Raw genomic sequence first — 23,067 nt, 5'->3', positions numbered from 1 at the left:
CGTTCTCTTGCTACATCATCTTTTACTATCTCACAAATTCTCTTCGCTGCTCTTCTAACAATGCTTCCCGTTCAGGTGTTTGCGTGAGTATCGTTCCATTCCCTGGCAGCGCAATACCCATCACTTCCATCAGCGTATTCATAGAGTTCGCTGTAAACATACCGGAACAACTACCACCACTGGGACAGGCATTACACACAGTATCCCTGCTGTATGTTTTCCTCCGCTTCAAAAGCAGTAGCCATATCGATAGGAGTACCATCTTTTTTATACCCTTTCGCCATAGGTCCACTGCTCACAAACATAGTAGGTATAGTCACCCTGAGTGAATCCATGATCATGCCTGGCACAATTTCATCACAATTAGGAATCGCGATCATTGCATCCGTTTTATGTGCATTCATCACACTCTCCACCGAACTCGCAATCAGTTTTCTACTCAGCAATGAATACAACATACCTTCATGCCCCATCGCAATACCGTCGTCAACACCGATCGTGTTGAATTCAAACGGCACGCAGCCATTCGCCAGAATTTCATCCTTAATGATTTCCGCTACATTATTCAGGAAAAAGTGCCCTGGAATAATTTCAATAAATGAATTTGCAACGCCAATAGCAGGGTTGTTAAAATCTTCATCAGTCAAAATCGAAAAAATGGCAGAGTCGGCCGACGTCATTAAAAAGTCCTTAAAATATTATTTTCATAAAAATTGATGTTATTTCTACAGGAATTTTTTTTAAATTCGGTAACCTTAACCCACTGTTCTATGCAACTCGAAAAAATCGTAGCTCAGGGAAATAACCTTACTAGAGACCAATTATTAACTGTGCAGGGAGGAAATGCTCCTTCATCAACATTATCAGGCCCTACCGGCATAGATCCCGGAGCATCTGCATCAACAGATTATGAGGACAACGATTCAGATTGATGCCATTAATATAAGGTCGCTTTTAAGAATGTTCTATTTTAGTTAACTTTAGCTAATCCAATGTCCATGCAACGTGAGAAACTTCCCCCCACCAAAGAATGTTTAATACTTTACCACCAAAGGCGCGTATAACAAGGATCTCGGATCATTTACAGCCATTAGTAGGGATGATCAGTACGCAGACTGATAAATAGTGATCATCTACTTTTACTTTCTCTATAACGAATATTGGGAGTGGACATTTATGCTTTGCTTTATTCTCAATAATTATTGAGAACAGAACGGTCATGCCTGGATCTTCATCATTTAAATAACAAAAAGTATGAAACTGGAAAAACTCAACCCTTCTGATGAAACTCTTAGCAGGGAACAAATGCTTGCATTAGCAGGTGGCAATACGCCTTCGCAGACCTTCACCCGTGCCGCACATCTTACCGGAACGGAGGAAGCAATAGATTACGACGATGCTGACTAATCTTTTTTTAATCACTTAACCCAATTATTATGAGTCTCTAAAAATCACTTCCCAGGAGAAAACCCTTTCTCGCGAACAGCTGCTCACACTGAGCGGTGGCCTTTCTGCATTCTTTACCGGCACACAAGGGCACACAACAGATCTCGGCGCATCTAATGATGATGCAGACAATGATCAACAATCTTAGTCTTTTTTTATTAACCATTTAAACCAGTTTTTATGAAACTCGAAAAACTCACTCCACAGGAGAAATCACTCACAAGAGAAGAAATGCTTTGTTTGCACGGTGGTAACGTCAATCCAACCTTAACAGGTACAAACTGGCATAGCACAGACCTCGGCACATCTACAGCTGATGATTACGATGACGCTGATGGTGATTGATCACAATAATTAGTCAACCTCGCATGCAACTGGAAAACTCACTCCTCAGGAGAAATCCTTCAAAAGAGAGGAAATGCTTTCCCTGTATGGAGGTATCCTCGCACCATCATTAACGGGTACGAAAGCCCACTTCACTAACGTCGGCGCATCGACAGTCCAGGACTATGATGATGCAGACAATTAATAACTTTTAATCCCAATTTCCATGAAACTCGAAAAACTCACTCCACAGGAGAAGTGTCTCACAAGAGAAGAAATGCTTTGTTTGCATGGTGGCAGTGCTGCCCCAACTTTAACAGGCACATTGCCACACTCTACAGATCTCGGTGCATCTACTGCTCAGGATTATGATGACGCTGATGGTGATTGATATCTTTAAACAGAAGGGTGGGTTACTATGACCTGCCCTTCCAAATATCTTATAATGAAGGCAATATTGCTTTTTACAGGCATGCTTATGTCACAGTTATTATCAGGACAGCGATTAATTTTATTGGATAATGATCTGCAGGCTCAAAACCTTATCAAAGAAGGGGATGCAGCCTATTTCAGGGGAGATTTTAAAAAGAGTATTCAATCCTATCAGCAACTCGCTGAGATAAAACATCATGATCCGGAAGTCCTCTTTAACCTGGCAATTGGTTTTATGGCGAATGGCAAGACGGACAGTACCTTCCATTTACTCTTTGCTATCATAGACTCCGGCTATAGACAGGCGGACTTTATCCGTTATACAGCAGAGTTTGAAAAACTCCATGGTAGCGCTAAATGGAAAACCTTAATAAAAGAACTTGACGCCCGATTCACGGATTATTGCAAAACAAATAGCATCACGAATGAAAAAGTAGCAAAGCAGTTGGACTACCTTTTTTATATCGACCAAAAGTACCAGCGTATAGGTACTTTCAAAAGAAGATATGCAGGTGCTTATCCACAGTATACTGATAAAGCAATAGACTCTTTACAGGATAATACCTTCCGGAAAAATGTGGATTACCTGAAGCAATTGTTTGCCAAAGACGGATATCTGTGGAAAAGCGATATCGGCAAAGAAGCCGCACACATCTCCTGGATCATAGCTCAACATGCTGACTTCGACACCGCATTTCAAAAAGAATACCTCCGGAAAATGAAGGTAGCCGTTGACATGAATGAAGCCAGTGCCAAAGACTATGCTTACCTCACAGATCGTGTAAGAAAGAACACTGGCGAAAAACAGTTGTACGGTACGCAAATGAATTATATCACCACGAGAGATAGTACCGGAAAAATAAAAGTAGAATCAGGAATATGGCCCGTCGAAGATGAAGCCAACCTGAACCAGCGCAGAAAAGAAGTAGGTCTGGTACCAATAGAAGAATACCTCCAAATGATGAAACTATTGAATAACCACTAATAACTTATCAGATGATATTGGTTATAAGCCATGCTAGTTTTGAGTTTACCACGGAAATTGTAATGGACTGGCTTTTCTATTTAAAAGCAAATTTCATCCGCATCAATGGGAATGACCTGGTAGAAAACAGCCTGCATCGCATAAATATTGAAATCGGGAATGAACATCATCCTGCTGAACAACCTTTAATCACTTATAACGGCAGACAGTTGAACCTCGCCGATATCAATGCAATTTGGTATCGGCGCTGGTCGTTTCATGCTACTTTTCCAAAGATTTCTCCACTTGAAGAAAAGAAGTTTGAAGAGGATATTAATGAATTCAGAACGGAAGAGTTTAAGATCATCAGCGAGATATTCTTCAGCCAGATTAAAAACAAGAAGATCATTGGTTCTCCCAACCACCTGAAAAAGAACCCATCTAAATATCAACAATTACTAGCTGCAAAGAAGGCAGGTATAGATATTCCTGATACTATTATTACCAGCTCAAGAGAGGAATTGTACAATTTTTACCTCAGCCATCATAAAAGAATAATTGTAAAAGCCATGAGCGAAGCCGGACTATTTAATTTTAGCGGAGAGCTGCTGGCCGGATTTACTGAAATAGTATCAGAAGAAGTCATCAACAATTTGCCTGATCATTTTTATCCTTCCTCTTTCCAGGAAATGGTGGAAAAGGATGTGGAATTACGCGTGTATTATCTCGAAGGTAAATGTTATCCCATGGCCATCTTTTCAACTTTGGATAAACAAACCAGTATTGATTTCCGTAAATACAACATCCAAACACCTAACCGCAATGTGCCGTTCAAAATCCCCGATGATCTCGCTGCCAGGATTGTTGTGCTGATGAATGACCTGGGTTTAAATACCGGTTCCCTGGATATCATCCTCACGACAGATGGCAAGTTTGTCTTCCTCGAAGTCAACCATGGCGGACAATTTGGAATGGTCTCTGAACCCTGCAATTACCAACTCGAGAAAATAGTTGCCACCAGTCTGATAGAAAGTGACCTGATTCCTTTAAAAAATTAACCAATGGCAGAAGAAAAAAATGTAACCGCTTACCTCAATGCACTTAACCCGGCAGAGAGAACAAGGATTCCCGTATCCGTATATTTTGTGAGCCAGTCCAACTCTTACCACATAAGATTTGAAAAAAGCAGGAAGCATAATTCTGAAAAATATCCCTGCATGGCGTTTTTTAAACCCATCTCTCAGATAGTAGATTGGGAAAATGATCTCCTGAAAAAATAACTGACTATGAAGATTAAACTCTTTGAATGTTGTATGCCTGTAAAAGGGGCACGCCGTAGTGTGATATGCGATGTACAGCGCAATAATTATGAATTTATTCCCAACTCATTGTATGACTTCATTACCCGCTATGATGGTCATTCAGTAGAAGAGATCAAAGCAGACTTCCCCGTAGATGCACATGAGACCATTGATGAATACATCTCCTTTCTGATCAATAAGGAGTTTGCTTTCTTTACAAAGTATCCTGAATATTATCCACCTATCAGCAAGCAATGGGAGATGCCTTACGAGATCACCAATTGTATAGTTGATATCGACAGTACATCCGGGCATGATTACGAAAAGATTTTTTCTCAGCTCGATGAGCTGGGTTGTATAGCAGTAGAGATAAGATGCTTTGATACCATTCCTTGTGCGCAACTCATTACTATATTGGAAAGCGTGAATAACACAATGGTGAGATCCATCGACTTGTTATTAACCTACGATGAACAATATTGTAACGCCGCAACCCTGCAACATATACAAGACACCTACAAGCGTGTGGTCACCATAGTGCTGCATTCCTGTCCTTCGGATCTGGATGTTTCCGCATTCCCGCCATTGGTAATGGGTACGGACAAGGTTATTCCCAATAGTACCTGCTGTGGTACGATCAACAAACTCAACTTCTCCTGCAACCAGAAAAAATTCCTGGAAGCATTATCTTTTAATAGCTGTCTGAACAGGAAGATCTCCATTGATACAAATGGGGATATTAAAAACTGTCCTTCCATGCAGCAGTCATATGGAAATATCGCTGACACCACATTGGCACAGGCACTGGCTGACAAAACATTCAAAGATATCTGGTCTATTACAAAAGATCAGGTAACCACCTGCAAAAGCTGTGAGTTCCGATATATCTGTACAGATTGCAGGGCTTACAGGCAAGATGAGGCAGACATATATAGTAAGCCTGCAAAATGTGGATATGATCCATTCCTGGCAGAATGGGTGGGTAATTATGAGTTATCTCAAACAAGCATCAGCATTTGAAATCGTTCGTATTTTATAAGCAACTAAACGCAATGGATTGTGGCCCTACGTGTCTGCGCATGATAGCGAGGTTCTATGGCCGCCATTACAATGCGGATACGCTCAGGCAGATGACGGGCTTTGGCAGACAAGGCGTGACGCTCTTTGGAATCAGTGATGCAGCAGAGAAGATTGGGTTTCGAACCCGTGGCGTACAATTGACATATGAGCGTTTACAGCATGTCACCCTACCTTGTATATTGCACTGGGATCAGAACCACTACATTGTTTTATTAAGTGTGGCTAAGCGTATAAAAATAGCGAATCCTGGCCGTGGTATTGAAACGCTCACACAACAGGAATTTCTGCAACATTGGATCTCTCATAAAAATGGCGATGGAGAAACGACGGGGATCGCATTGCTATTAGAACCTTCTCCTGCGTTTTATGAACATGCGGGAGAAGAGCAGAAGAAGTTTACCTGGAAGGCGCTTTTTCCCTATTTACGTCAGAATCGCTGGCAGATCACGCAGGTGATGCTCACACTCTTGGTAGGTGCATTGCTACAACTGGTCTTCCCTTTTCTGACACAGAGCATTGTAGATACGGGTATTACCACACAGAACATGGAATTCATCGTGGTGATATTGGTAGCACAACTGATGTTGACCTTTAGCAAAACAGTAGTCGACTTTATTCGTAGCCGGTTGTTGTTGAAAGTATCTAACATCCTGAACCTGTCTATTCTCTCTGATTTTTGGATAAAATTAAGCCGGTTGCCCATTTCCTATTTTGATGCGCACCAGACGGGAGATACCTTGCAGCGAATTGGAGATCATAAACAGATACAAAATTTCCTCACCGGGCAGGCACTCAATACCTTGTTCTCGTTGATTAATTTCTTTGTATATGCATTCATCCTTGCTACATTCAGCATGTTGTTATTCGAAGTGTTTCTTACCGGCAGTGTATTGTATTTTCTCTGGATCAGTATCTTTCTGCCTATCCGCCGCAAACTCAACTTTGAAACTTTTCAGTTATCAGCAAAGGAAAACAATACGACACTTCAGTTGGTGCTGGGCATGCATGAGATTAAACTAAACAATGCAGAACAACAAAAGCGTTGGGGGTGGGAGAATATTCAGGCGCTCATATTCAAATTGAATCTCAAAAGCCTTAGTTATCAACAATGGCAACAGACAGGGGCCATGTTCATCAACCAATCCAAAGACATTTTGATCACCTTTTTAGTGGCAAAAATGGTCATCGAAGGCAATCTTACGTTGGGTACTATGCTGGCGGTACAGTACATAGTAGGTCAGCTCAATAGTCCGCTGGAACAATTCATTAGTCTTGTCCAAAACGCACAGGATGCCAAAATGAGCCTTGAAAGATTGCAGGAAGTGCACCAGCTGAAAGATGAGGAACCTGTTGACAGTATGTTTATTGCCAATCTTCCGGAAAACAAAACGATAGATATTAAGGATCTCTCCTTTGCCTACCCTGGACCGGGCAATCTCCCCGTCTTAAAAGATATCACATTAGAGATCCCTGAAGGCAGGGTCACTGCCATCGTAGGTACCAGTGGTAGTGGCAAAACGACTTTATTAAAACTATTGCTGAAATTCTATCATCAGTTCGATGGTGATATCAAAATTGGGGATAGCAACTTTAAATTCATCAGTCCTGGTTTCTGGCGAAGTCAATGTGGGGCGGTACTGCAAGACGGTTTCATTTTCAACGATACGATCGCTGGCAATATAGCAGTGGGAGAGGAGCTCATGGTCTACGAAAAACTGGTACAATGTTGTAAAATAGCCAACATCTTATCCTTCATAGAATCGCTCCCTAATGGTTTCCATACGCAACTAGGTGCGGAAGGCGTTGGACTGAGCCAGGGTCAAAAACAAAGATTACTGATAGCGAGAGCACTCTACAAAGATCCGAAATATCTTTTCTTCGACGAGGCTACCAATGCACTGGATGCGCATAATGAAAAGATTATCACAGCAAGTCTGGACAGGTTTTTTCGCGGGCGTACCGTAGTGGTCGTCGCTCACCGTTTAAGCACCGTGAAGAACGCAGATAAGATCATCGTACTACATGAAGGAAGAATAGTAGAAGAGGGTTCACATGAATACCTGTCTGCAATAAAAGGGAGATATTATGAGCTGGTAAAGAACCAGCTTGAACTTGGCAATTAATCAAAACAGCATGCCTACAATAACGCAACCAACACCTCCGCCACAATTAAATGGACACGTACCTAAAAAGGAGGTAGTGATCCGTTCAGAGGCTATGCAGGAGATCATAGACAGGAAGCTGGACTTCATGGACAAATGGGCTGTCATCATATTTTTAACGGGTCTATGCCTGTTATTTGCATCTACCTGGTTTATTCATTCACCTAACACGGTAGAGGCGAGTGCCTACCTGACAGCCAGTGATGCCCCCAAGGAGATCTTTTCCCGACAGGAAGGCCGGCTCATTCGCTTATGGGGACATAACGACGATATCGTTGCCGCCGGCCAGGTCATCGGTTGGATTGAAAGCACGGCTGATCATGCATCGGTAGCTGATCTCTCTATTCGCCTCGATAGCAGCTTACGTTTATTGGCTGATGGCCGTACCAACAAGGTATCGAAGTTATTCGAAAAGCATTATAATCATCTCGGCGAGTTACAGACTGCCTATCAAACCTTCATTACCGCATTACAGGTTTACAATGATTACCTTGTAAACGGCTTTTATAACCACAAGAAGCAATTACTGAAAAATGATATTTCCTCTCTTCAACAAATTAATACTTCCTTATTGAATCAGGAGAAGATGACAAATGAGGATATACAATTGGCAGAGGAATCATTTAATATGAATAACTCTTTATTAAATGAGAAGGTATTATCCCGTGAAGACTTACGTCAGGCAAAAAGTAAACTGGTAAATAAAAGATTATTGCTCCCTCAGTTAAAAACCACTATGCTGGCCAATGAAATTCAGCAGCGGGAAAAGCAGAATGAAATAGATATGCTGGAACATGACCTGACACAACAAAACATTATATTTCAGCAATCATTACAGACATTTAGAAGCACAATTGAAGATTGGGAAATGAAGTATGTGATTAAATCTCCTATTGATGGCGTGCTTTCATTTGTAGTCCCTTTGCAGGATAAACAGTTTTTACAGGCAGGGAAACTATTGGGTTATGTCAATCCAACAGGTACACAATACTATGCACAATTAAACTTACCCCAAAATAACTTCGGTGAAATCGATACAGGTCTGCAGGTACAATTGAGGTTTTATGCCTATCCTTATCAGGAGTTTGGGTTTGTACCTGGCACGCTGAATTATGTTTCCAAAGTCGCTACAGATAGTGGTTTCATCGCCACCATTCGCCTGAATAACGGATTGGAAACCAATCATCATATCAGGATGCAATATAAAACCGGTCTGAAAGCCAAAGCAGTAGTCATTACCCGCAATATGCGTTTGCCACAGCGGTTGTATTTTAGTATTGCTAAAGCGATCAGACCGTAAATTATTTCTTAATAATAAATTCCTCCTTATTCGGAAACTTCTCAATAATACTTTTTGATGTGGCAAAGTTGGCTTCCAATATATCTTTTGGATTTCCGCTCAACCACATACTCAAATCTATGGCTTCATAATTCCCACTATTAAAACCTAATAGTACGATCAATTTTTCCTCCCCTGTATTCTTAATATAATGCCCTGCGCCCATTGGTACATATCCTATATCTCCTGCCTCAAACTGATCTTTTACAAACTGTCCTTCTGCAAGAAACACGCCCATCTCCGCACTTCCCTGAATAAAATACTGCCACTCATCAGCATTCGGGTGCCAGTGTAACTCTCTTAATCCACCTGGTTCTATTTCAAAAACAGATCCTGTAATCGTTCTGGAAATCGGAAATTCCTGCTGTGTCACGACTCGCTGTGTACCTGCTCCTGGCACTAATTTAGGCATCTGTGCACCTAAAGGATATCGATGTGGAGAGGTCAGACTTACATGCTCTCTTGCTACGGCCAGTCCAGAGCCCACATCCGGCAACTTCCCTGGTGCGAAGTATACTTCTTTCTGAGGTAGGGTAGCTACTTCTTCCAGCGTCAATCCAAGATTCTGTGCGGCAATTTCAGGAGGTACGCTGGATACAAAATCTGTGATACTGAAAGTATGATCTTCAGAAAAGTCTCCATTATCAAAGATTAAAATAAAGTGACATGGCTCCTGACTAATACACTGCAATACATGCCCATAACCTCGTGGAAAATACCATACATCACCGGGTCCGAACAGATCGATGTATGTTTGACCGCTGGGATCAATTGTCGTAGTTCGTACATTTCCTTTAATCACATATGCCCACTCTGCGGCATTGGCATGCCAGTGTAATTCCCGCATAGCGCCGGGGTGTAAATGCATGCTCACACCTGCTAAATTTACAGAGGCTGGGAATTCCTTTACAGAGGCGCCACGGGTGATGCCACCAGGGGATGTTCTGGGGGGCTGCTTTTCTAAAGCGTATTTGAATGTCATGGCTGTTGGATTTTATGGGGTGAATGCTACCAATATTATGCTATATATGGATGAGTTACGATATTCATAAGCTGGAAGTTCCAATGATGCGACAAAAAAAGCCCGCGCACAGCGCAGGCTCAAAAAAATATGGAATCAACTTACTAAAGTTTATCGGCTTTCATTTGTTGAAGACCTAAAATCACGTAATCGAGTGTATCTTCCTCTTGCTCGCAAAGTAAAGCAATCGCTGCTGAATGCTTTCTCACTAATTCCTTGTATGCAAGCGTACTCAATTGATTATTATGAACAGCACGTTTTGCTGCAACTTGTGAGATTTTACGAGAAAATTCTTTGCTTTTGGGACGGTTTTTACTTGTATTACCTAACTTTCCTCTATGATTTTCTACTTTTGACATATTATTAATTTAAGTTTATTGTTTCGAATCTGAACATGGCTGCTGGATTATCTCCTTCCAGATTAACGGTAACATATGGTTGTCCCAATTCGACATCTGTGGAAATAGCTCCGAAACTTTTAAATAGATCACTCCTCTGGCATCTTAGAAAATAATATGTCAAACTCGGATCATTTCCTAAATCGTCGAAGATCATGCCTAACGGTACATAACGTCCTGACTGGTTATATCTCCTGAGCGCCCGAATTGTAGCCTGGCGTTTAGGAAGAGCGGCTAGTGTAAGATGCACCTCATAACCTACCCTTTTTAGGTCTTCGGCTGTTCTGATGAGTTTTTCTGCATTATTACCTATTGAGGGTATAACGATATTATAACCTTTCTCAATTGATAAGGTTTGCAATGGTTTAATTTTCTTAGGATTATCCCGAAACCCGGATGTGATTTGTCTGGATTCAAGATGCACCAGCGACGCCCCCCATGGTAATTTATGAAACTCAGGCAACTTCCTCTTCGCATAATCCGAATCAATAATGATCGCATGATTTTTATCCGCAATCATATTACTAATGCCTGATTTCCCTGAAGCCGGCAGCCCAATGATTAGAAACGCCTTCTTTTCCGCCCATACCCCCGTAGTAGGCAAAGCGCCACCTTTCCCCAAACATATCTCATCATCATCATCCAGCCTTACCATCGTTATCAATTCATCAATAATTTGTTTCCTTAGCGCCCACCTTGCAGCCTCCGTTTTATAATTCCGATCACGATAATTATCGTACATCAATGTATGTACCCCTGGATTATCATAGTCAATCAATGCCTTCTCACTGCTCACAATTTTAAAAGCAATATCTCTTTCATCTTCTTCCGGTTCAAACTCCAACACAGTAGTAAGAAAATGATCCACCTGATTAATATCTAAGAGTAATCTTGCGTATCTACCCATGATATTTGGTTGAATTAATTTACTACAACTGTATTACTTTTTTTCTAAACCTGTACCATATAAAAAATCCAATTGAGCATTGATACTCCAAAAAAAAGCCCGCGCACAGCGCAGGCTTTCAATCTCTTTCAATCATTTTATGCCTCCTCACCAATCACTCCAAAATCCGTCACCAACCTACCTATCTTCCCATCATTAACAAACCGAATATAACTCGCATAAAACCCATCTCTCTATCCGGGACTAAACAACGCAATCGTATGCCCATCCACGAGGCATGATTACATCGAAATTTGCATCAAGATTTATCAGTCGAACTTGATCAGGTCCTGAAAGATGAGTCGACCCCAGCTATTTCCGCGTGCTTGCACAAGCAGTCCGCCTTCTGATAGCCCGCCAGGTTTGATTGGTGAAAAACCGATATTTTCTGCAAGCGCAGCAATCTCCGCTACTGCGCCGTCATCATCGCTCGCAAGGAACACGACTCTTCTGCCACCATGTACGGCCGGATCCTGGTCAAGAATGGCAGCGATCAAATGGTTGAAGCCCTTAACCAGTTTTCCACCAGTGAATGCCTGTGCGACGAAGCTGGAAGAAGGCTGTCCTCCCAGCTTCTCAGGCGGCACACCGTAGGCATTGGTCACATCAACGATGATCTTCCCCTGCCAGGTGGGCAGTGCCTTTGCGACATCCGGGAGCGATTCAAAACGAACAGCCAAAAAGATGATGTCCGCCTTGACGGCTTCCGTCAGTGTAGTGGGAATGACTACGGGGCCGATCGCGGCCGCGGCGGATACAAAGCTTTCCGGGTCACGAGTGGTTGCAACGGATACTTCGATGCCGTTGCGGGCAAACGCCTTAGCCAATGCCTTGCCGATATTGCCGAAGCCGATAATTGCGTATCCCGCAACTTTGTTTTCTGATTTACTCATTTTGAAAATTGTTTTAATGGCACGAGTTACAAACTGGCGCCAGCGTGGGGGTAATTATTTAGACAAATAGCTTAGACCACCATCAACAAGGAGCTCAGCACCAAGCATAAATGAAGAATCATCAGAAGCCAGGAAAACAGCTGTTTTACCAATGTCAGATGGTTGCCCAATTCTGCCTATCGGCATTACATCTGCCCAGTATTTTTTTACAGCTTCAAGTTGTTCTGCAGGAACAAACCTGTCAAATACTGGTGTATTTGTTGTGCCTGGTGATATTACATTTGCCCTAATCTTTCTACCTAAAAGGTCGTTTGAAAATCCCTTTGCAAAATGGATCACAGCCGCTTTTGCAGCACCATAAAGCGTAAAAGACGGATATGCCCGATGCGCTGCATTTGACGCGATAAGAAAAGACGATTTTCCGATATTTTGAATGATGTGGACGGAATTTCCAACAGAATGTTGAGCAAAGAATTAAAGGAATTAGAAATAAACGAGTTGGTAAAACGAACCATTTTTAACACACAACCCATAATGGTTCAATATGAACTTACGGAACACGGCAATACGCTACAAACCACCATCAGTAATCTTGCAGATTGGGGGATAGTACACCGAAAGAAAATTGTCGGGAAATAATGTTCGTTGTTGAGCATCGTCCTGTATATCAGGAAATGGGTTAGAAGCAAATGTGATAACTACAAAGTATAGTCAGACGAAGCAAGAGCCTTTGTGTAGCAAATAGAATAAAAGAGGGGGAATTAAGCTTTTCAAAAAGCCGGAGTTCGATAGTGATTCTCACTAATAACAAAAAGCGCTGAGAAATCAGCGCTTTTTGTTATCTGCGGGCTACAGAGAACAACTTTCGAACCGGTTCGCAGAAGATTTATCTCATATTAAGACATTTATTAGTTAAATTAATTGCAAAGCCTACTGTTAGCAGTGTAACGTTCAGTCTTCATATTTCTTAGAATTATATAAATGCTATTCTAAGGACAGATTATATCCGGCCATAAGTGTCATTTTTTTAATAGTTATGGCCCATCTTATTTCTATATCCGGCCATAACTATGTATTTTTACATAGTTATGGCCGGATATAAAATTTCAGCCGTTAGTGATAAAAATAACATTTATAAAAATGAAACCACTTATAGGTCGTAAAGAAGAGAAAAAAATTCTGGAAAAGGCTTTAGCATCTGATGAAGCTGAGTTAATTGCAGTTTTTGGACGGCGACGTGTAGGTAAGACTTTTCTAATAAGGGAATTCTTTAATAGTAAAATGATTTTGGAGTTTTCGGGAGTTCACAATGCTACATTAAAGGAGCAATTGGGAAATTTCAGAAATAAATTAGCCGAAGTTCTGAAACAGGAGAGATTACCAGAAGTGCCTCCTGGTTGGACGGAAGCTTTTGGGATGCTAAAAAAGTATAGTGAGCCACTGTTGAAGAAGGGAAAATGTGTTATTTTCCTGGATGAATTTCCCTGGTTAAATACACCTAAATCCGGTTTTTTATCTGCATTTGAATATTTCTGGAACTCATGGGGTACTAAGCAAGATAATCTCATATTAATAATTTGCGGATCAGCAGCTTCGTGGATGATACAAAAAGTTGTCAATAACAAAGGTGGGCTTCATAATAGAATTACAAAAAAAATCCGTTTGTTACCTTTTACTCTTGCTGAAACAAAAGAATATTTGGAGAGCAGAAATGTTAAACTGGAACTTTATCAGATTGTTCAGCTTTATATGGTGATGGGAGGAATTCCTCATTATCTGAAAGAGGTGGAAGCCGGGTTTAGCGCTGCGCAGTCTATTGATAGACTTTGTTTTACTAAGGATGGGATATTAAAAAATGAATTTGATAATTTGTATCAATCACTATTTGCAGAAGCTGATAAGCATGTTGCGGTGGTTAAAGCATTAAATAATGCTCCAGCTGGACTCACCCGTAAAGAAATTATTGCAGCCTGTAGCTTATCCAGTGGAGGAAGGGCGACCTTACTCCTTGATGAATTGATGGAATCTGGATTTATCACAAATTATATTCCTTATGAGAAAAATGTCAGGGATAATATATATAAACTGAGTGATGAGTATTCCCGATTTTATCTAAAGTATATTGAAAATGGTCGGGCATCTGGCGAAGGAACATGGATAAAATTATCGACTCAACCTACATGGAAGAGCTGGAGTGGACTTGCATTTGAAAGCATCTGTCTGAAGCATACAAAGGAAATAAAAGTTGCTTTAGGTATTTCAGGTGTTTATACTGAAGAATCAATCTGGAGATATGTATCAGGAAAAGATGATGAAGGGACAGGAACTCAGATAGATTTATTACTTGATAGAAATGATTTTTGTATAAGTATCTGTGAGATGAAGTTTTCAACTTCGGAATTTTCAATAGATAAAACTTACTCAATAGAGCTAAAAAATAAATTGAATATATTTCAGCAGAAAACAAAATCAAGGAAGACATTATTTCTTGTGATGGTGACTACATTTGGAACCAAAAATAATGTGTATAAACCGGGTTTGGTTCAAAATGATATTATCCTGGAAGATCTATTTAAATGAACAAAGAATTTAAGTATTTAAGGAGATAGTTTTTTATTCATTAATTATATATTAAACTGTATATCTAATGCCATTTAGAAATATTTCTGAAGACTTTCCATTTCACAGCAAGGATAAAGCTGTCTGGTATTATCTGATAGATTGGAAAAATCAGACTCAAACTATAATACTCCCCAAAAATCGGACAGTAAGTTTAAGTGGAAAAACATCTTAAATTTACGATATGAACAAGGGAAGAAGAAAGTTCAATGCAGCATTTAAAGCGAAGGTAGCAGTAGAAGCCTTAAAAGAACAACTCACACTTGCAGAGCTGGCTGAGAAGTATGATTTACATCCCACTCAGATAACGGAGTGGAAGAAACAGCTGTTATCAGGCTCTGAACAGGTATTTGATCAGGGTAAGAAAGCTGATTCTGAAGCAACAGATCACCAGGAAGAAAAGGATGAACTATATAAGCAAATCGGTCAACTCAAGGTAGAGAATGACTGGTTGAAAAAAAAATCTGAACAGGTCTATGGGAAGAACTGGAAGGATGGCTATAGTAAGCAAGGATGATACGGAGCTTAGCATTGTACGTCAATGTCAATTGCTTGAAGTATCCCGTAGCAGTCATTATCATGAGCCTAAAGGAGAGAGCAAACAAAATCTGGAGCTGATGGCTCAGATTGATCGTCTCCACCTTGAACATCCTTATTTCGGGGCTGTTCGGATGGCCAAACATTTGAGTACAGATGATCTGGTTGTCAATGTGAAGCGGATTAGGCGCCTGATGCGAAAAATGGATATTTCGGCCATATATCCGGTTCCCAATACGAGCGAGGCATATAAATACCACCAAAAGTATCCATACCTGCTAAAGGGGCTTAATATTGACAGGAACAACCAGGTTTGGAGCATGGATATCACTTACATTCCGATGGCGAAAGGTTTTATGTATCTGTGTGCGATTATAGACTGGCATAGCCGGTATTTGCTATCCTGGACGCTAAGTAATACCATGACTGTTGATTTCTGCCTGGAAGCCCTTCAAAAGGCCGTTTCCATCTATGGCACTCCTGAGATCCTAAACACAGATCAGGGAAGCCAGTTTACCAGTGAGGAATTCACCTCAGCGGTATTAAATGCTGAGATCAAATTCAGCATGGACGGTGTTGGAAGAGCTACAGATAATATTTGTATTGAAAGGTTTTGGCGTAGCATCAAATACGAGAACATCTATCTCAATGCTTACGACAGCACGCTGGAATTATACAAAGGAATTCACAGGTATGTGGAATTCTATAATTGGGAACGAAAACATCAAAGCCTTGGATATGTTACTCCTGCTGATGTTTATGGCGCTGCTGATAAGTTATCCACATATTCACAGCAATTCACAAAGAGAAAAAAAGTAACAAAAAAAGAGAAAGTTTATAATAGTAGTAATAGATTTGATTCTTTAATTAATAACCCACCTATTGCTGTCTAATAAATGGGGAGTATCTAAAACAGATTTCTATAATGTTTCGGGGAAAAAGATTTATTGAAGAGGCTTAAAGATATTCTTGATGATCAGGATGAAAAAAATCATGAATTGATGGGAGTATGGAATGGAACATATTCCACTGATATTTTTAAAATCCCGATAGCAAAGGGGTATTTTGAATTAAACCAGTATTTTAACTATTAAGCGTTATATGGTTTAGATAAAAAATTAAAGCCTTCAAATCCAATGACTTGAAGGCTTTAATTTTTTCAGCGGGCTGTAGGTTACAACTTTCGAACCGGTTTGGGGAGGAACTCAAAAACATTGCAGATTTCTATAATGAGTATTTTGTAAAGATTCAATCATCAACGTGAAATAGATATATATGTCGGTGATGGGGATAAGGTTCGAACAAAAGGTTATTTCAAATAAGATTTACTAAAGATTATAAATCCGCTGAATGCTCTAACCCTAACTTGAGTCGTATTTGCGCTACCCGGTAATAACCACGTATTTTTGTTAAGTAGGTCAAAAATAACAGCTTTGCAAAAATTGTTATTTGTTAAAAATAGCGTATAATAGCGGAAACATATTTTTAGCAGCCATACTATGACGACCTCAAAATTGAAATTTGTTATTATTGTGACTTTGACATTTTGTTCTTGTTCTAACAATGACAAAAAGGAGAGCCTAGTTTATACACTCAACGCATTTGAAGCACGAGATATTCCATCAAATATTTTCACTTTAGATAAACTGAATGAGTTTGACTTGTTAAAACAAAAACAAGAAACAATAGATGGAAGTTATAATTACCCAAATACTTTTGTGGTTGGGCAATATAATGACAATCGGAAGGCTTACGACAGAGTGCATGTCATAGATGGGTTTTCACCCGTTGAAAATTATAAATTAGTTAAGGCAATCTCTGATTATTATACAAGTGACACAACATTTCTTGACAATATTCAATTGACAGATACTATATATATTGACAACAAGGATGTTTTTTTATTAAAAGACACAATGTATAGAATTTCATTTAATGACAGGCAATCATCTTATAAAATGAATGAAAAGAAATATATAGTTTTGATTTATAGAAAAACGAACCCTATAAAGGATTCTACAACTGGAAATTTTACAATGTGGAAACGTGAAATAGTTACGTTTCAAAATGACAATGTAAAAACAGAAACCTTAAACAAAATGAATGAGCATTTATTTTGATAGACAATATGGCTGCTAACATTGGTATTGACAATAGTGGGGCAGACTGAAAAACATTATTGCTATAGTCAACTTTCACAGACCGTTTATTATGGACAATTTACGTGAATTTTTAGAAGACAAATACATCACCAAACATGAAGAGCAGTATCCATTTGAAAAAATTGCCAGCGACATTCTTGACTTTCTAAATGCTGACATAGAAAACTATTTTGACGTAACTGGTTTCGCTAAGGACATCTACCTTGCTGCTTTCTTGACACAAGAGCAAAAAAAGTATTTTTATAATGAACTTAAATCAAGGGACTTTTTTAAGCAACTAAATACTTTTCTATATTCTGATAATTTTTCTATTTACAGTTGGACAATTTATACAATTGGGAAATTTTCAAATAGTGAAAATGCAGATTATTTAGAAAAGGCATATGAGACAAGTTTTAGCTTGACAAATCCAATGCTTTCATATCGTTGCCTAAATGAATTAAGTTGGCTAAACTCAAAAAAAACTGTCCACTATTTATCAAAGCTTGAATTTGACAGTTCAAAACATCAAAATTAGTATTGCTCTATTATTGGGAAACAAGGAGCGATAATTCAAAATTCAATCAATTACTGACAGACAAAGAGCTTTTAAGTTTTATTGCACCCAGCCAAACTTTGGTTGGCACAAGAGAAGAAATTTCCAACCGGTTATTTGGTTTTGAAAACCATATTTCCGAGCTCTACAATTCAAGAGGAAAAAATATCATTGATAAGAATGAATTTGAAAGCATAGCAACAAACTATTTCAAAACCTATTTAAAATTGGTTGACATACAGGTGGACAAAGACCATCAAGACTTTTTAAAACAGTTTGACCAAGACTGAAAATGCCTACACAGGCGATTTGGCAATATGGTTGGGGGACAAATATATTCTCAACTTATTACTACCAAGTTCCGAAAGGCAGAAGACATGATCAACGGAGCCCTTAAGAGAAAAGTATCGCCCGTAGAATTATTAAAAATAAATTTTTGCCCTGGCCGATAATTGGCAATTGAGCCAATTAAAAGAAAATAAGGACGAGTTGAACGTGTACAGCCAGTTCGATAATTATAAGAGGAAAGAAGAACAGAAGTGTCCAAAGGCACGCTCAATGTAATTGGAATGGTTAAACACCACAACCGTTTGGCGGCAGTGCTAACATCAACCGACAGACAAAAAACAAATAGGTATGGGGCTATTTGACCTTTTTAAAAAGCAGGACGACAACTCTCTAGCAAAAGAGGATTTACAAAAGGCCAAGGAACATTTTGACAAAGGTGAGTTTCAAGAATGTTTGCGAGTTTTGACTTGGGGCTTTAGAAAAGATGTAAACTACAAACTACTTTATCAGCTTGCCTCTGACACCTTAGGTAAACTCAACGCAAGTGACGAACAAAAACTTTTTGCAGCAGTTTGTAAAAAGCAAAATGACTCAAGAGCTTACAACAACTTGGGTAATTTTTATTTCAGCGTTGGACATTATGATTTAGCTCAGGTGTTTTATGAAAAAACAATCCAACTTAATCCTAATAATGCAGAAGCACCTCACGACCTTGCGATTTGTTATGCAAGACGATTTCAAATAAACAAAGCTATAGACGTTTTAGTTAACTCTAATTCAAACGACTTTTGGAATTTGTATTTCTTAAACAAGTGCAAAATACTTGACAAGAAAACAGGCGGTGTTCAACAGTCTTTAAATGATCTTCAAGTCTTTCTTGACCAACAACCAAATCAAGAAGATGTTATAATTCCAAGAATGAAAATTGCGGAGCTTCAAGAAACTTTGCAGCGCTTCAATTCAGTTAAAGACATCCAAACCCATATCCGTGATTGGCAGTTCATTCAATACGGTGGTGTTGTGCTTGACTACTTTGAGAACAATGAAGATTATGTAGCAGGTGGACGATATGTTGCAAGTTGGGGCTCTAATGAATCTATCAAAACACTTGCTAATAAAGTAAAACAATTTGCCAATAAAACTTTCAATTTCATTTCTATCCGTTGTTTCACTTCCTGATAGAGATTCTGAAATTGTCGGACGGGTTTTAGCAAAAGAGCTCGGAATTGGTTTTGGGCTGTATGATCCCCAAAAGCTAAATCAGGATTGCTTAATTGTTTCGGCCGACAGTTCATATTTTCAAGATTATGAGCAACTAAACGGAATTAATAACAATCAAGTTGTTTTTTCAGCTAATCACAGTTGGCTTGACAACGCTATTGTTAGCCCTGACATCATTGGTTTTATGACACAAACATATAGTTTTCCTTGGAGTGGCGGTGGAATGAGAGTAACGGATGTAGAAAGTGGAAAAATTGAAAAAATCCCACCAGACAACCGTTCAGCAGAGGAAATCGCAATGGACATTTTCAACATCAAGCAAGAGCCAGAAGATATTGATAAACATTTAGAGTTTTACTTGGAACACAAACAATATTTGAAAGGTATTGGAAATTCATCAGGCGACAAGCGTTACAATTTTATGATTGAAAGCCCTGTTCCTGGTTCTTACTTCGGTTAACTGATAACGATGATGACTGCACTTCTAACAAACATTCCCGCAAACTTTGGAAGAAAGTCCTTCGGACGGAAAAGCACGGCAGCCACTAACAGCTAGGCTTCGTCGGGTGTGCAACACCAACGATGAAGCCTAGCTGTTGCACAGCCTTCCCCTCCAACAGCGGGAGAACTTTCGGTAGTTGGGCTATTAATTATGGGGATTGAATCGGAAGTAAAGATGCCTTATCAGGCTTTGGCAGAAAATAGTTCCCGATAAACTGGTTATTTTCTAAAAAGCGTTCGGTTACTATTATTTTACCTTAACCATTGCTGGTATTTAGAATTTAAAAGGCATTAGGCGGCCTGTTTTCTCGCTTCCACCCAACACAATCCAAAGCCTCGTTAAAAGTGGGCGACAAAGAAACAGCAACACTTGGTGAACGATGAATTGCAACATCATAATGCGCAAATGCCGGAAAGTAGAAATCTAATCCTTATAATACTTCGAACCCACCAATTACTTGATAATCATAGTTTAGTATAATGAGTAGTTAATCTCGTGGAAATATTTCGAACAAGAAAACGCCTTCAAATCCAACGACTTGAAGGCGTTTCCATTTATCAGCGGACCAGACGGGACTCGAACCCGCGACCTCCGCCGTGACAGGGCGGCATTCTAACCAACTGAACTACTGATCCTTACACCCCGTTTTCTCTGTGTCGGGGGTGCAAATATATGCACTTTTATTTCAAATGTGCAAATAATTTATATAAAAATCTTTCCCTACCCGCAATCCCATCTTTTCTTTAGCTTTACACCCTCCGGGGGCAGGAGCCAAAACGATTTGATTTTTAACTATGGATCGTATGCCATCAGAAGAAGAAGTACTGATCAAAATGAAGCAGGGAGATGAAGCTGCATTCTCAACTATCTACCGTCATTATCACGCTTCTCTTTACATATACCTCTTACGGTTTTGCAAAATACCTTCCCTGGCAGAAGACCTCGTCCACGACGTATTTCTGAAAATCTGGGAAATCAGGGACCGTATAAATCCTCAATTGTCTTTTTCGGGATACCTGTATCGTATTGCCCGTAACCACGTCATTAAAACAATTGACAAACTGGCCACCGACCAGGCTATGCGGGAACAACTGTTCGCTCAGCTTAATGAACCCGTTTCCTCCACACCAGAACAAATGGTCAGAGCCAAAGAATATGACAGGCTTTTTCAGGAAGCATTGGCCCAAATGCCACCACAACGGTTACGGGTATTCCAACTCTGCCGGCAGGAAGGGAAAAGCTATGACGAAACTGCTGAACTACTCGGCATCTCCCGCAATGCTGTAAAAAAACACATGGTGCTGGGTATGCGCTTTATTTATGAATATGTTCATCGCTATGGCGATATCATGGTCGCTATTTACGTAGCCCAAAACCTCCTCTCCTAAAAAAGCACTCTTAAAAACAGCTCCCCCAAACACCTCCCCAAAAATGCTCTCTTAAAATACACTCTTAAAATACTCCTCTAAAAAGCAGCCCCCTAAATCCTCTCCTAAAAAGACTATCAACCCCATCCTGAAAAATCCCCCACTAACCCCTCCAAAATCTCCTCCCTAAAATCCCCTCCCTAAAATCCCCTCTCACCCTCCCTCCAAAAATCTTAAAAAATATTTTCCCCCCGAGGTACCCTAAACTATCATTTCCGGATAATATATATAGACACCTATATAAACTTATGTCAACAACCACGGAACATTACGAAAAACTGTTAGCAAAATACCTTGACGGTCAATGTAATGCAGCTGAAACTGCCGAGCTTTACTCCTGGCTACAAGCCTCCGGCTCACACCGTGCGCTGTTGAAAACCATGCAACAGGAATTTCAAAAAGCCCTCGACACTCAGCCGGAAATTCCCGCTGAAATCTCCGATCGCATTGAAACCAAACTGCTGCAATCCATTACTACAAAGAAAGTCCGCACCCTCTGGTATTACGTTGCAGGCGCTGCCTCCATCGCCGCCGCCGTACTCCTCTTAATAATATTTAAACAACCTGCCACCCAACCCGCGAACACTCAAATCGCAACAACCTCCGTCGCCCCCGGCACCAACAAAGCCATCCTCACCCTCTCCAATGGCTCCACCGTCATCCTCGACTCTGCCGGTAACCAAACCATCCTTCAGGGCGCTACCACCGTACTCCAAAAAAATGGTCAGTTGCAATACGCTGCTAAAGCTACCGACGATGCCATCGTATACAACACCCTGACCGTTCCCCGTGGCGGTCAGTTCAACATAATTCTGCCCGACGGCAGCCATGTATGGCTCAATGCCGCCAGCAGCCTCCGCTATCCTACCTCCTTCAATGGAAAAGAAAGAAGAGTGGACATCTCCGGCCAGGGATACTTCGAAGTCAGTCCCAACGCCAAACAACCCTTCATCGTCCAGGTCAATAACATGGAAGTACAGGTACTCGGTACCGCCTTCGACATCATGGCCTATTCAGATGAAAAAAGCGTAAACACAACGCTTGTACAGGGAGCCGTAAAAGTGAACGACAAACGCCTCTTCCCCGGTCAGCAAGCCGTAATGGACCCATCCACCGGCCAGATCACCATCCGCGAGGCAGACGTAGAACAAGTCATCGCATGGAAAACCGGCTTCTTTGAATTCGACAACGCCCGCCTGTCAGACATCTTAAGACAGCTCTCCAGGTGGTACGACATAGATATTAATTACGATCAGAAAGGAAACGAAAAGCTTCTCGGCGGCCGTATCAGCCGAAGCCTTCCCCTCACTGACATCCTCCATATGCTGGAAGCAAATGGACCCGTATTCGAACTTGTTGGAAGAAAATTAACTGTCAAATAAGGCTGGTATTCCACGTATAATACGCCAGTCATTCATAAACCTAAAACAACGTTATGGAAGTAGCAGAAACAAATTAATCATGTGGGGC

At 40.3% G+C, this 23,067-nt stretch carries 26 protein-coding genes, 1 tRNA gene and 1 pseudogene; 21 read left to right on the top strand and 7 right to left on the bottom strand.

Annotated elements, in window-relative coordinates; translation table 11 throughout:
- Positions 1 to 25: 25 nt before the first annotated feature.
- Positions 26 to 680: pseudogene (locus QQL36_RS35100) on the bottom strand (dihydroxy-acid dehydratase).
- Between the two features lie 90 nt (positions 681 to 770).
- Between QQL36_RS35100 and QQL36_RS35095 the strand changes: the two are divergent.
- The 10 genes from QQL36_RS35095 (at position 771) to QQL36_RS35050 (ending at position 9,009) form a co-directional block, all read left to right on the top strand.
- Positions 771 to 932 carry a hypothetical protein gene (locus QQL36_RS35095; protein ID WP_179091349.1) on the top strand — a complete coding sequence of 54 codons (162 nt, stop codon included), beginning with the start codon at positions 771 to 773 and terminating at the stop codon, positions 930 to 932.
- 322 nt (positions 933 to 1,254) lie between these two features.
- On the top strand, positions 1,255 to 1,407 hold the full coding sequence (locus tag QQL36_RS35090; RefSeq protein ID WP_179091350.1) for a hypothetical protein: 153 nt from the start codon (positions 1,255 to 1,257) through the stop codon (positions 1,405 to 1,407).
- 219 nt (positions 1,408 to 1,626) lie between these two features.
- Entirely contained in the window at positions 1,627 to 1,791 is a 165-nt protein-coding gene (locus QQL36_RS35085) for a hypothetical protein (RefSeq protein ID WP_321568425.1), read from the top strand.
- Between the two features lie 205 nt (positions 1,792 to 1,996).
- A complete protein-coding gene (locus tag QQL36_RS35080; RefSeq protein WP_179091352.1) occupies positions 1,997 to 2,161 on the top strand; it encodes a hypothetical protein in 165 nt (54 codons plus the stop codon).
- Positions 2,162 to 2,215: 54 nt separating this feature from the next.
- Positions 2,216 to 3,187, top strand: a complete 972-nt coding sequence (locus QQL36_RS35075; protein WP_321568424.1) for a DUF6624 domain-containing protein — start codon at positions 2,216 to 2,218, stop codon at positions 3,185 to 3,187.
- 11 nt (positions 3,188 to 3,198) lie between these two features.
- Positions 3,199 to 4,224 (top strand): grasp-with-spasm system ATP-grasp peptide maturase, encoded by a 1,026-nt coding sequence (gwsG, locus tag QQL36_RS35070; protein WP_321568423.1) that lies wholly within the window; start codon positions 3,199 to 3,201, stop codon positions 4,222 to 4,224.
- A gap of 3 nt (positions 4,225 to 4,227) precedes the next feature.
- Entirely contained in the window at positions 4,228 to 4,446 is a 219-nt protein-coding gene (locus tag QQL36_RS35065) for a hypothetical protein (protein ID WP_083729918.1), read from the top strand.
- Positions 4,447 to 4,452: 6 nt separating this feature from the next.
- Complete coding sequence (gene gwsS, locus QQL36_RS35060) at positions 4,453 to 5,487, top strand: grasp-with-spasm system SPASM domain peptide maturase (RefSeq protein WP_321568422.1); 1,035 nt, start codon at positions 4,453 to 4,455, stop codon at positions 5,485 to 5,487.
- Entirely contained in the window at positions 5,484 to 7,670 is a 2,187-nt protein-coding gene (locus QQL36_RS35055) for a peptidase domain-containing ABC transporter (protein WP_321568421.1), read from the top strand. The genes gwsS and QQL36_RS35055 overlap by 4 nt, the downstream gene beginning before the upstream one ends.
- A 10-nt stretch (positions 7,671 to 7,680) precedes the next feature.
- Positions 7,681 to 9,009 (top strand): HlyD family secretion protein, encoded by a 1,329-nt coding sequence (locus QQL36_RS35050; protein ID WP_321568420.1) that lies wholly within the window; start codon positions 7,681 to 7,683, stop codon positions 9,007 to 9,009.
- 1 nt (position 9,010) lies between these two features.
- Here the strand turns inward: QQL36_RS35050 and QQL36_RS35045 are convergent, their stop codons facing one another.
- The 5 genes from QQL36_RS35045 to QQL36_RS35025 all read right to left on the bottom strand — a co-directional run bounded on the left by QQL36_RS35045 (position 9,011) and on the right by QQL36_RS35025 (position 12,711).
- A complete protein-coding gene (locus tag QQL36_RS35045) occupies positions 9,011 to 10,030 on the bottom strand; it encodes a cupin domain-containing protein (RefSeq protein ID WP_321568419.1) in 1,020 nt (339 codons plus the stop codon).
- A gap of 143 nt (positions 10,031 to 10,173) precedes the next feature.
- Positions 10,174 to 10,428 (bottom strand): hypothetical protein, encoded by a 255-nt coding sequence (locus tag QQL36_RS35040; RefSeq protein ID WP_083729923.1) that lies wholly within the window; start codon positions 10,426 to 10,428, stop codon positions 10,174 to 10,176.
- Between the two features lie 4 nt (positions 10,429 to 10,432).
- Entirely contained in the window at positions 10,433 to 11,374 is a 942-nt protein-coding gene (locus QQL36_RS35035) for a zeta toxin family protein (RefSeq protein ID WP_083729924.1), read from the bottom strand.
- Between the two features lie 308 nt (positions 11,375 to 11,682).
- Positions 11,683 to 12,306 (bottom strand): NADPH-dependent F420 reductase, encoded by a 624-nt coding sequence (locus QQL36_RS35030; protein ID WP_321568418.1) that lies wholly within the window; start codon positions 12,304 to 12,306, stop codon positions 11,683 to 11,685.
- Positions 12,307 to 12,360: 54 nt separating this feature from the next.
- Positions 12,361 to 12,711: an SDR family oxidoreductase gene (locus tag QQL36_RS35025; RefSeq protein WP_321570573.1), complete on the bottom strand. Its 351-nt coding sequence runs from the start codon at positions 12,709 to 12,711 to the stop codon at positions 12,361 to 12,363.
- A 54-nt stretch (positions 12,712 to 12,765) separates the two neighbouring features.
- Between QQL36_RS35025 and QQL36_RS35020 the strand changes: the two genes are divergently transcribed.
- The 9 genes from QQL36_RS35020 (at position 12,766) to QQL36_RS34980 (ending at position 20,128) form a co-directional block, all read left to right on the top strand.
- Positions 12,766 to 12,945 (top strand): winged helix-turn-helix transcriptional regulator, encoded by a 180-nt coding sequence (locus QQL36_RS35020; protein ID WP_235643983.1) that lies wholly within the window; start codon positions 12,766 to 12,768, stop codon positions 12,943 to 12,945.
- A gap of 501 nt (positions 12,946 to 13,446) precedes the next feature.
- On the top strand, positions 13,447 to 14,886 hold the full coding sequence (locus QQL36_RS35015; protein ID WP_321568417.1) for an AAA family ATPase: 1,440 nt from the start codon (positions 13,447 to 13,449) through the stop codon (positions 14,884 to 14,886).
- Between the two features lie 223 nt (positions 14,887 to 15,109).
- A complete protein-coding gene (locus tag QQL36_RS35010; protein ID WP_321566443.1) occupies positions 15,110 to 15,442 on the top strand; it encodes a transposase in 333 nt (110 codons plus the stop codon).
- Complete coding sequence (locus QQL36_RS35005; protein ID WP_321568416.1) at positions 15,402 to 16,355, top strand: IS3 family transposase; 954 nt, start codon at positions 15,402 to 15,404, stop codon at positions 16,353 to 16,355. The genes QQL36_RS35010 and QQL36_RS35005 overlap by 41 nt, the downstream gene beginning before the upstream one ends.
- A gap of 639 nt (positions 16,356 to 16,994) precedes the next feature.
- On the top strand, positions 16,995 to 17,582 hold the full coding sequence (locus tag QQL36_RS35000; protein WP_321568415.1) for a hypothetical protein: 588 nt from the start codon (positions 16,995 to 16,997) through the stop codon (positions 17,580 to 17,582).
- 91 nt (positions 17,583 to 17,673) lie between these two features.
- Entirely contained in the window at positions 17,674 to 18,141 is a 468-nt protein-coding gene (locus QQL36_RS34995) for a hypothetical protein (protein WP_321568414.1), read from the top strand.
- A gap of 2 nt (positions 18,142 to 18,143) precedes the next feature.
- The gene (locus tag QQL36_RS34990) at positions 18,144 to 18,449 is read left to right on the top strand and encodes a hypothetical protein (RefSeq protein WP_321568413.1); all 306 of its coding nucleotides are present in this window, start codon (positions 18,144 to 18,146) and stop codon (positions 18,447 to 18,449) included.
- A gap of 346 nt (positions 18,450 to 18,795) precedes the next feature.
- Positions 18,796 to 19,626, top strand: a complete 831-nt coding sequence (locus tag QQL36_RS34985; protein ID WP_321568412.1) for a tetratricopeptide repeat protein — start codon at positions 18,796 to 18,798, stop codon at positions 19,624 to 19,626.
- A complete protein-coding gene (locus QQL36_RS34980; RefSeq protein WP_321568411.1) occupies positions 19,577 to 20,128 on the top strand; it encodes a hypothetical protein in 552 nt (183 codons plus the stop codon). Before QQL36_RS34985 ends, QQL36_RS34980 begins: the two co-directional genes overlap by 50 nt.
- 603 nt (positions 20,129 to 20,731) lie before the next feature.
- Here the strand turns inward: QQL36_RS34980 and QQL36_RS34975 are convergent.
- Positions 20,732 to 20,805: transfer RNA gene (locus QQL36_RS34975), tRNA-Asp, on the bottom strand.
- Between the two features lie 168 nt (positions 20,806 to 20,973).
- Between QQL36_RS34975 and QQL36_RS34970 the strand changes: the two genes are divergently transcribed.
- Positions 20,974 to 21,558 carry an RNA polymerase sigma factor gene (locus tag QQL36_RS34970; RefSeq protein ID WP_179091333.1) on the top strand — a complete coding sequence of 195 codons (585 nt, stop codon included), beginning with the start codon at positions 20,974 to 20,976 and terminating at the stop codon, positions 21,556 to 21,558.
- A 287-nt stretch (positions 21,559 to 21,845) separates the two neighbouring features.
- Positions 21,846 to 22,979, top strand: coding sequence for a FecR domain-containing protein (locus tag QQL36_RS34965; RefSeq protein ID WP_083729753.1), 1,134 nt, complete (start codon positions 21,846 to 21,848; stop codon positions 22,977 to 22,979).
- Positions 22,980 to 23,067 lie beyond the last annotated feature (88 nt).

Source organism: Chitinophaga sp. LS1 (genome assembly GCF_034274695.1).
GTDB lineage: Bacteria > Bacteroidota > Bacteroidia > Chitinophagales > Chitinophagaceae > Chitinophaga.
The sequence above is the reverse complement of the archived record's forward strand: the minus strand, read 5'-3'. Positions and strand labels throughout refer to the sequence as shown.

Bases quoted from the DNA above. Each gene is read 5' to 3' on its own strand.
- QQL36_RS35095 (WP_179091349.1), top strand. From the start codon at position 771: ATGCAACTCGAAAAAATCGTAGCTCAGGGAAATAACCTTACTAGAGAC.
- QQL36_RS35090 (WP_179091350.1), top strand. From the start codon at position 1,255: ATGAAACTGGAAAAACTCAACCCTTCTGATGAAACTCTTAGCAGGGAA.
- QQL36_RS35085 (WP_321568425.1), top strand. From the start codon at position 1,627: ATGAAACTCGAAAAACTCACTCCACAGGAGAAATCACTCACAAGAGAA.
- QQL36_RS35080 (WP_179091352.1), top strand. From the start codon at position 1,997: ATGAAACTCGAAAAACTCACTCCACAGGAGAAGTGTCTCACAAGAGAA.
- QQL36_RS35075 (WP_321568424.1), top strand. From the start codon at position 2,216: ATGAAGGCAATATTGCTTTTTACAGGCATGCTTATGTCACAGTTATTA.
- gwsG (WP_321568423.1), top strand. From the start codon at position 3,199: ATGATATTGGTTATAAGCCATGCTAGTTTTGAGTTTACCACGGAAATT.
- QQL36_RS35065 (WP_083729918.1), top strand. From the start codon at position 4,228: ATGGCAGAAGAAAAAAATGTAACCGCTTACCTCAATGCACTTAACCCG.
- gwsS (WP_321568422.1), top strand. From the start codon at position 4,453: ATGAAGATTAAACTCTTTGAATGTTGTATGCCTGTAAAAGGGGCACGC.
- QQL36_RS35050 (WP_321568420.1), top strand. From the start codon at position 7,681: ATGCCTACAATAACGCAACCAACACCTCCGCCACAATTAAATGGACAC.
- QQL36_RS35045 (WP_321568419.1), bottom strand. From the start codon at position 10,030: ATGACATTCAAATACGCTTTAGAAAAGCAGCCCCCCAGAACATCCCCT.
- QQL36_RS35040 (WP_083729923.1), bottom strand. From the start codon at position 10,428: ATGTCAAAAGTAGAAAATCATAGAGGAAAGTTAGGTAATACAAGTAAA.
- QQL36_RS35035 (WP_083729924.1), bottom strand. From the start codon at position 11,374: ATGGGTAGATACGCAAGATTACTCTTAGATATTAATCAGGTGGATCAT.
- QQL36_RS35030 (WP_321568418.1), bottom strand. From the start codon at position 12,306: ATGAGTAAATCAGAAAACAAAGTTGCGGGATACGCAATTATCGGCTTC.
- QQL36_RS35020 (WP_235643983.1), top strand. From the start codon at position 12,766: ATGTTGAGCAAAGAATTAAAGGAATTAGAAATAAACGAGTTGGTAAAA.
- QQL36_RS35015 (WP_321568417.1), top strand. From the start codon at position 13,447: ATGAAACCACTTATAGGTCGTAAAGAAGAGAAAAAAATTCTGGAAAAG.
- QQL36_RS35010 (WP_321566443.1), top strand. From the start codon at position 15,110: ATGAACAAGGGAAGAAGAAAGTTCAATGCAGCATTTAAAGCGAAGGTA.
- QQL36_RS35005 (WP_321568416.1), top strand. From the start codon at position 15,402: ATGGGAAGAACTGGAAGGATGGCTATAGTAAGCAAGGATGATACGGAG.
- QQL36_RS34995 (WP_321568414.1), top strand. From the start codon at position 17,674: ATGGACAATTTACGTGAATTTTTAGAAGACAAATACATCACCAAACAT.
- QQL36_RS34985 (WP_321568412.1), top strand. From the start codon at position 18,796: ATGGGGCTATTTGACCTTTTTAAAAAGCAGGACGACAACTCTCTAGCA.
- QQL36_RS34970 (WP_179091333.1), top strand. From the start codon at position 20,974: ATGCCATCAGAAGAAGAAGTACTGATCAAAATGAAGCAGGGAGATGAA.
- QQL36_RS34965 (WP_083729753.1), top strand. From the start codon at position 21,846: ATGTCAACAACCACGGAACATTACGAAAAACTGTTAGCAAAATACCTT.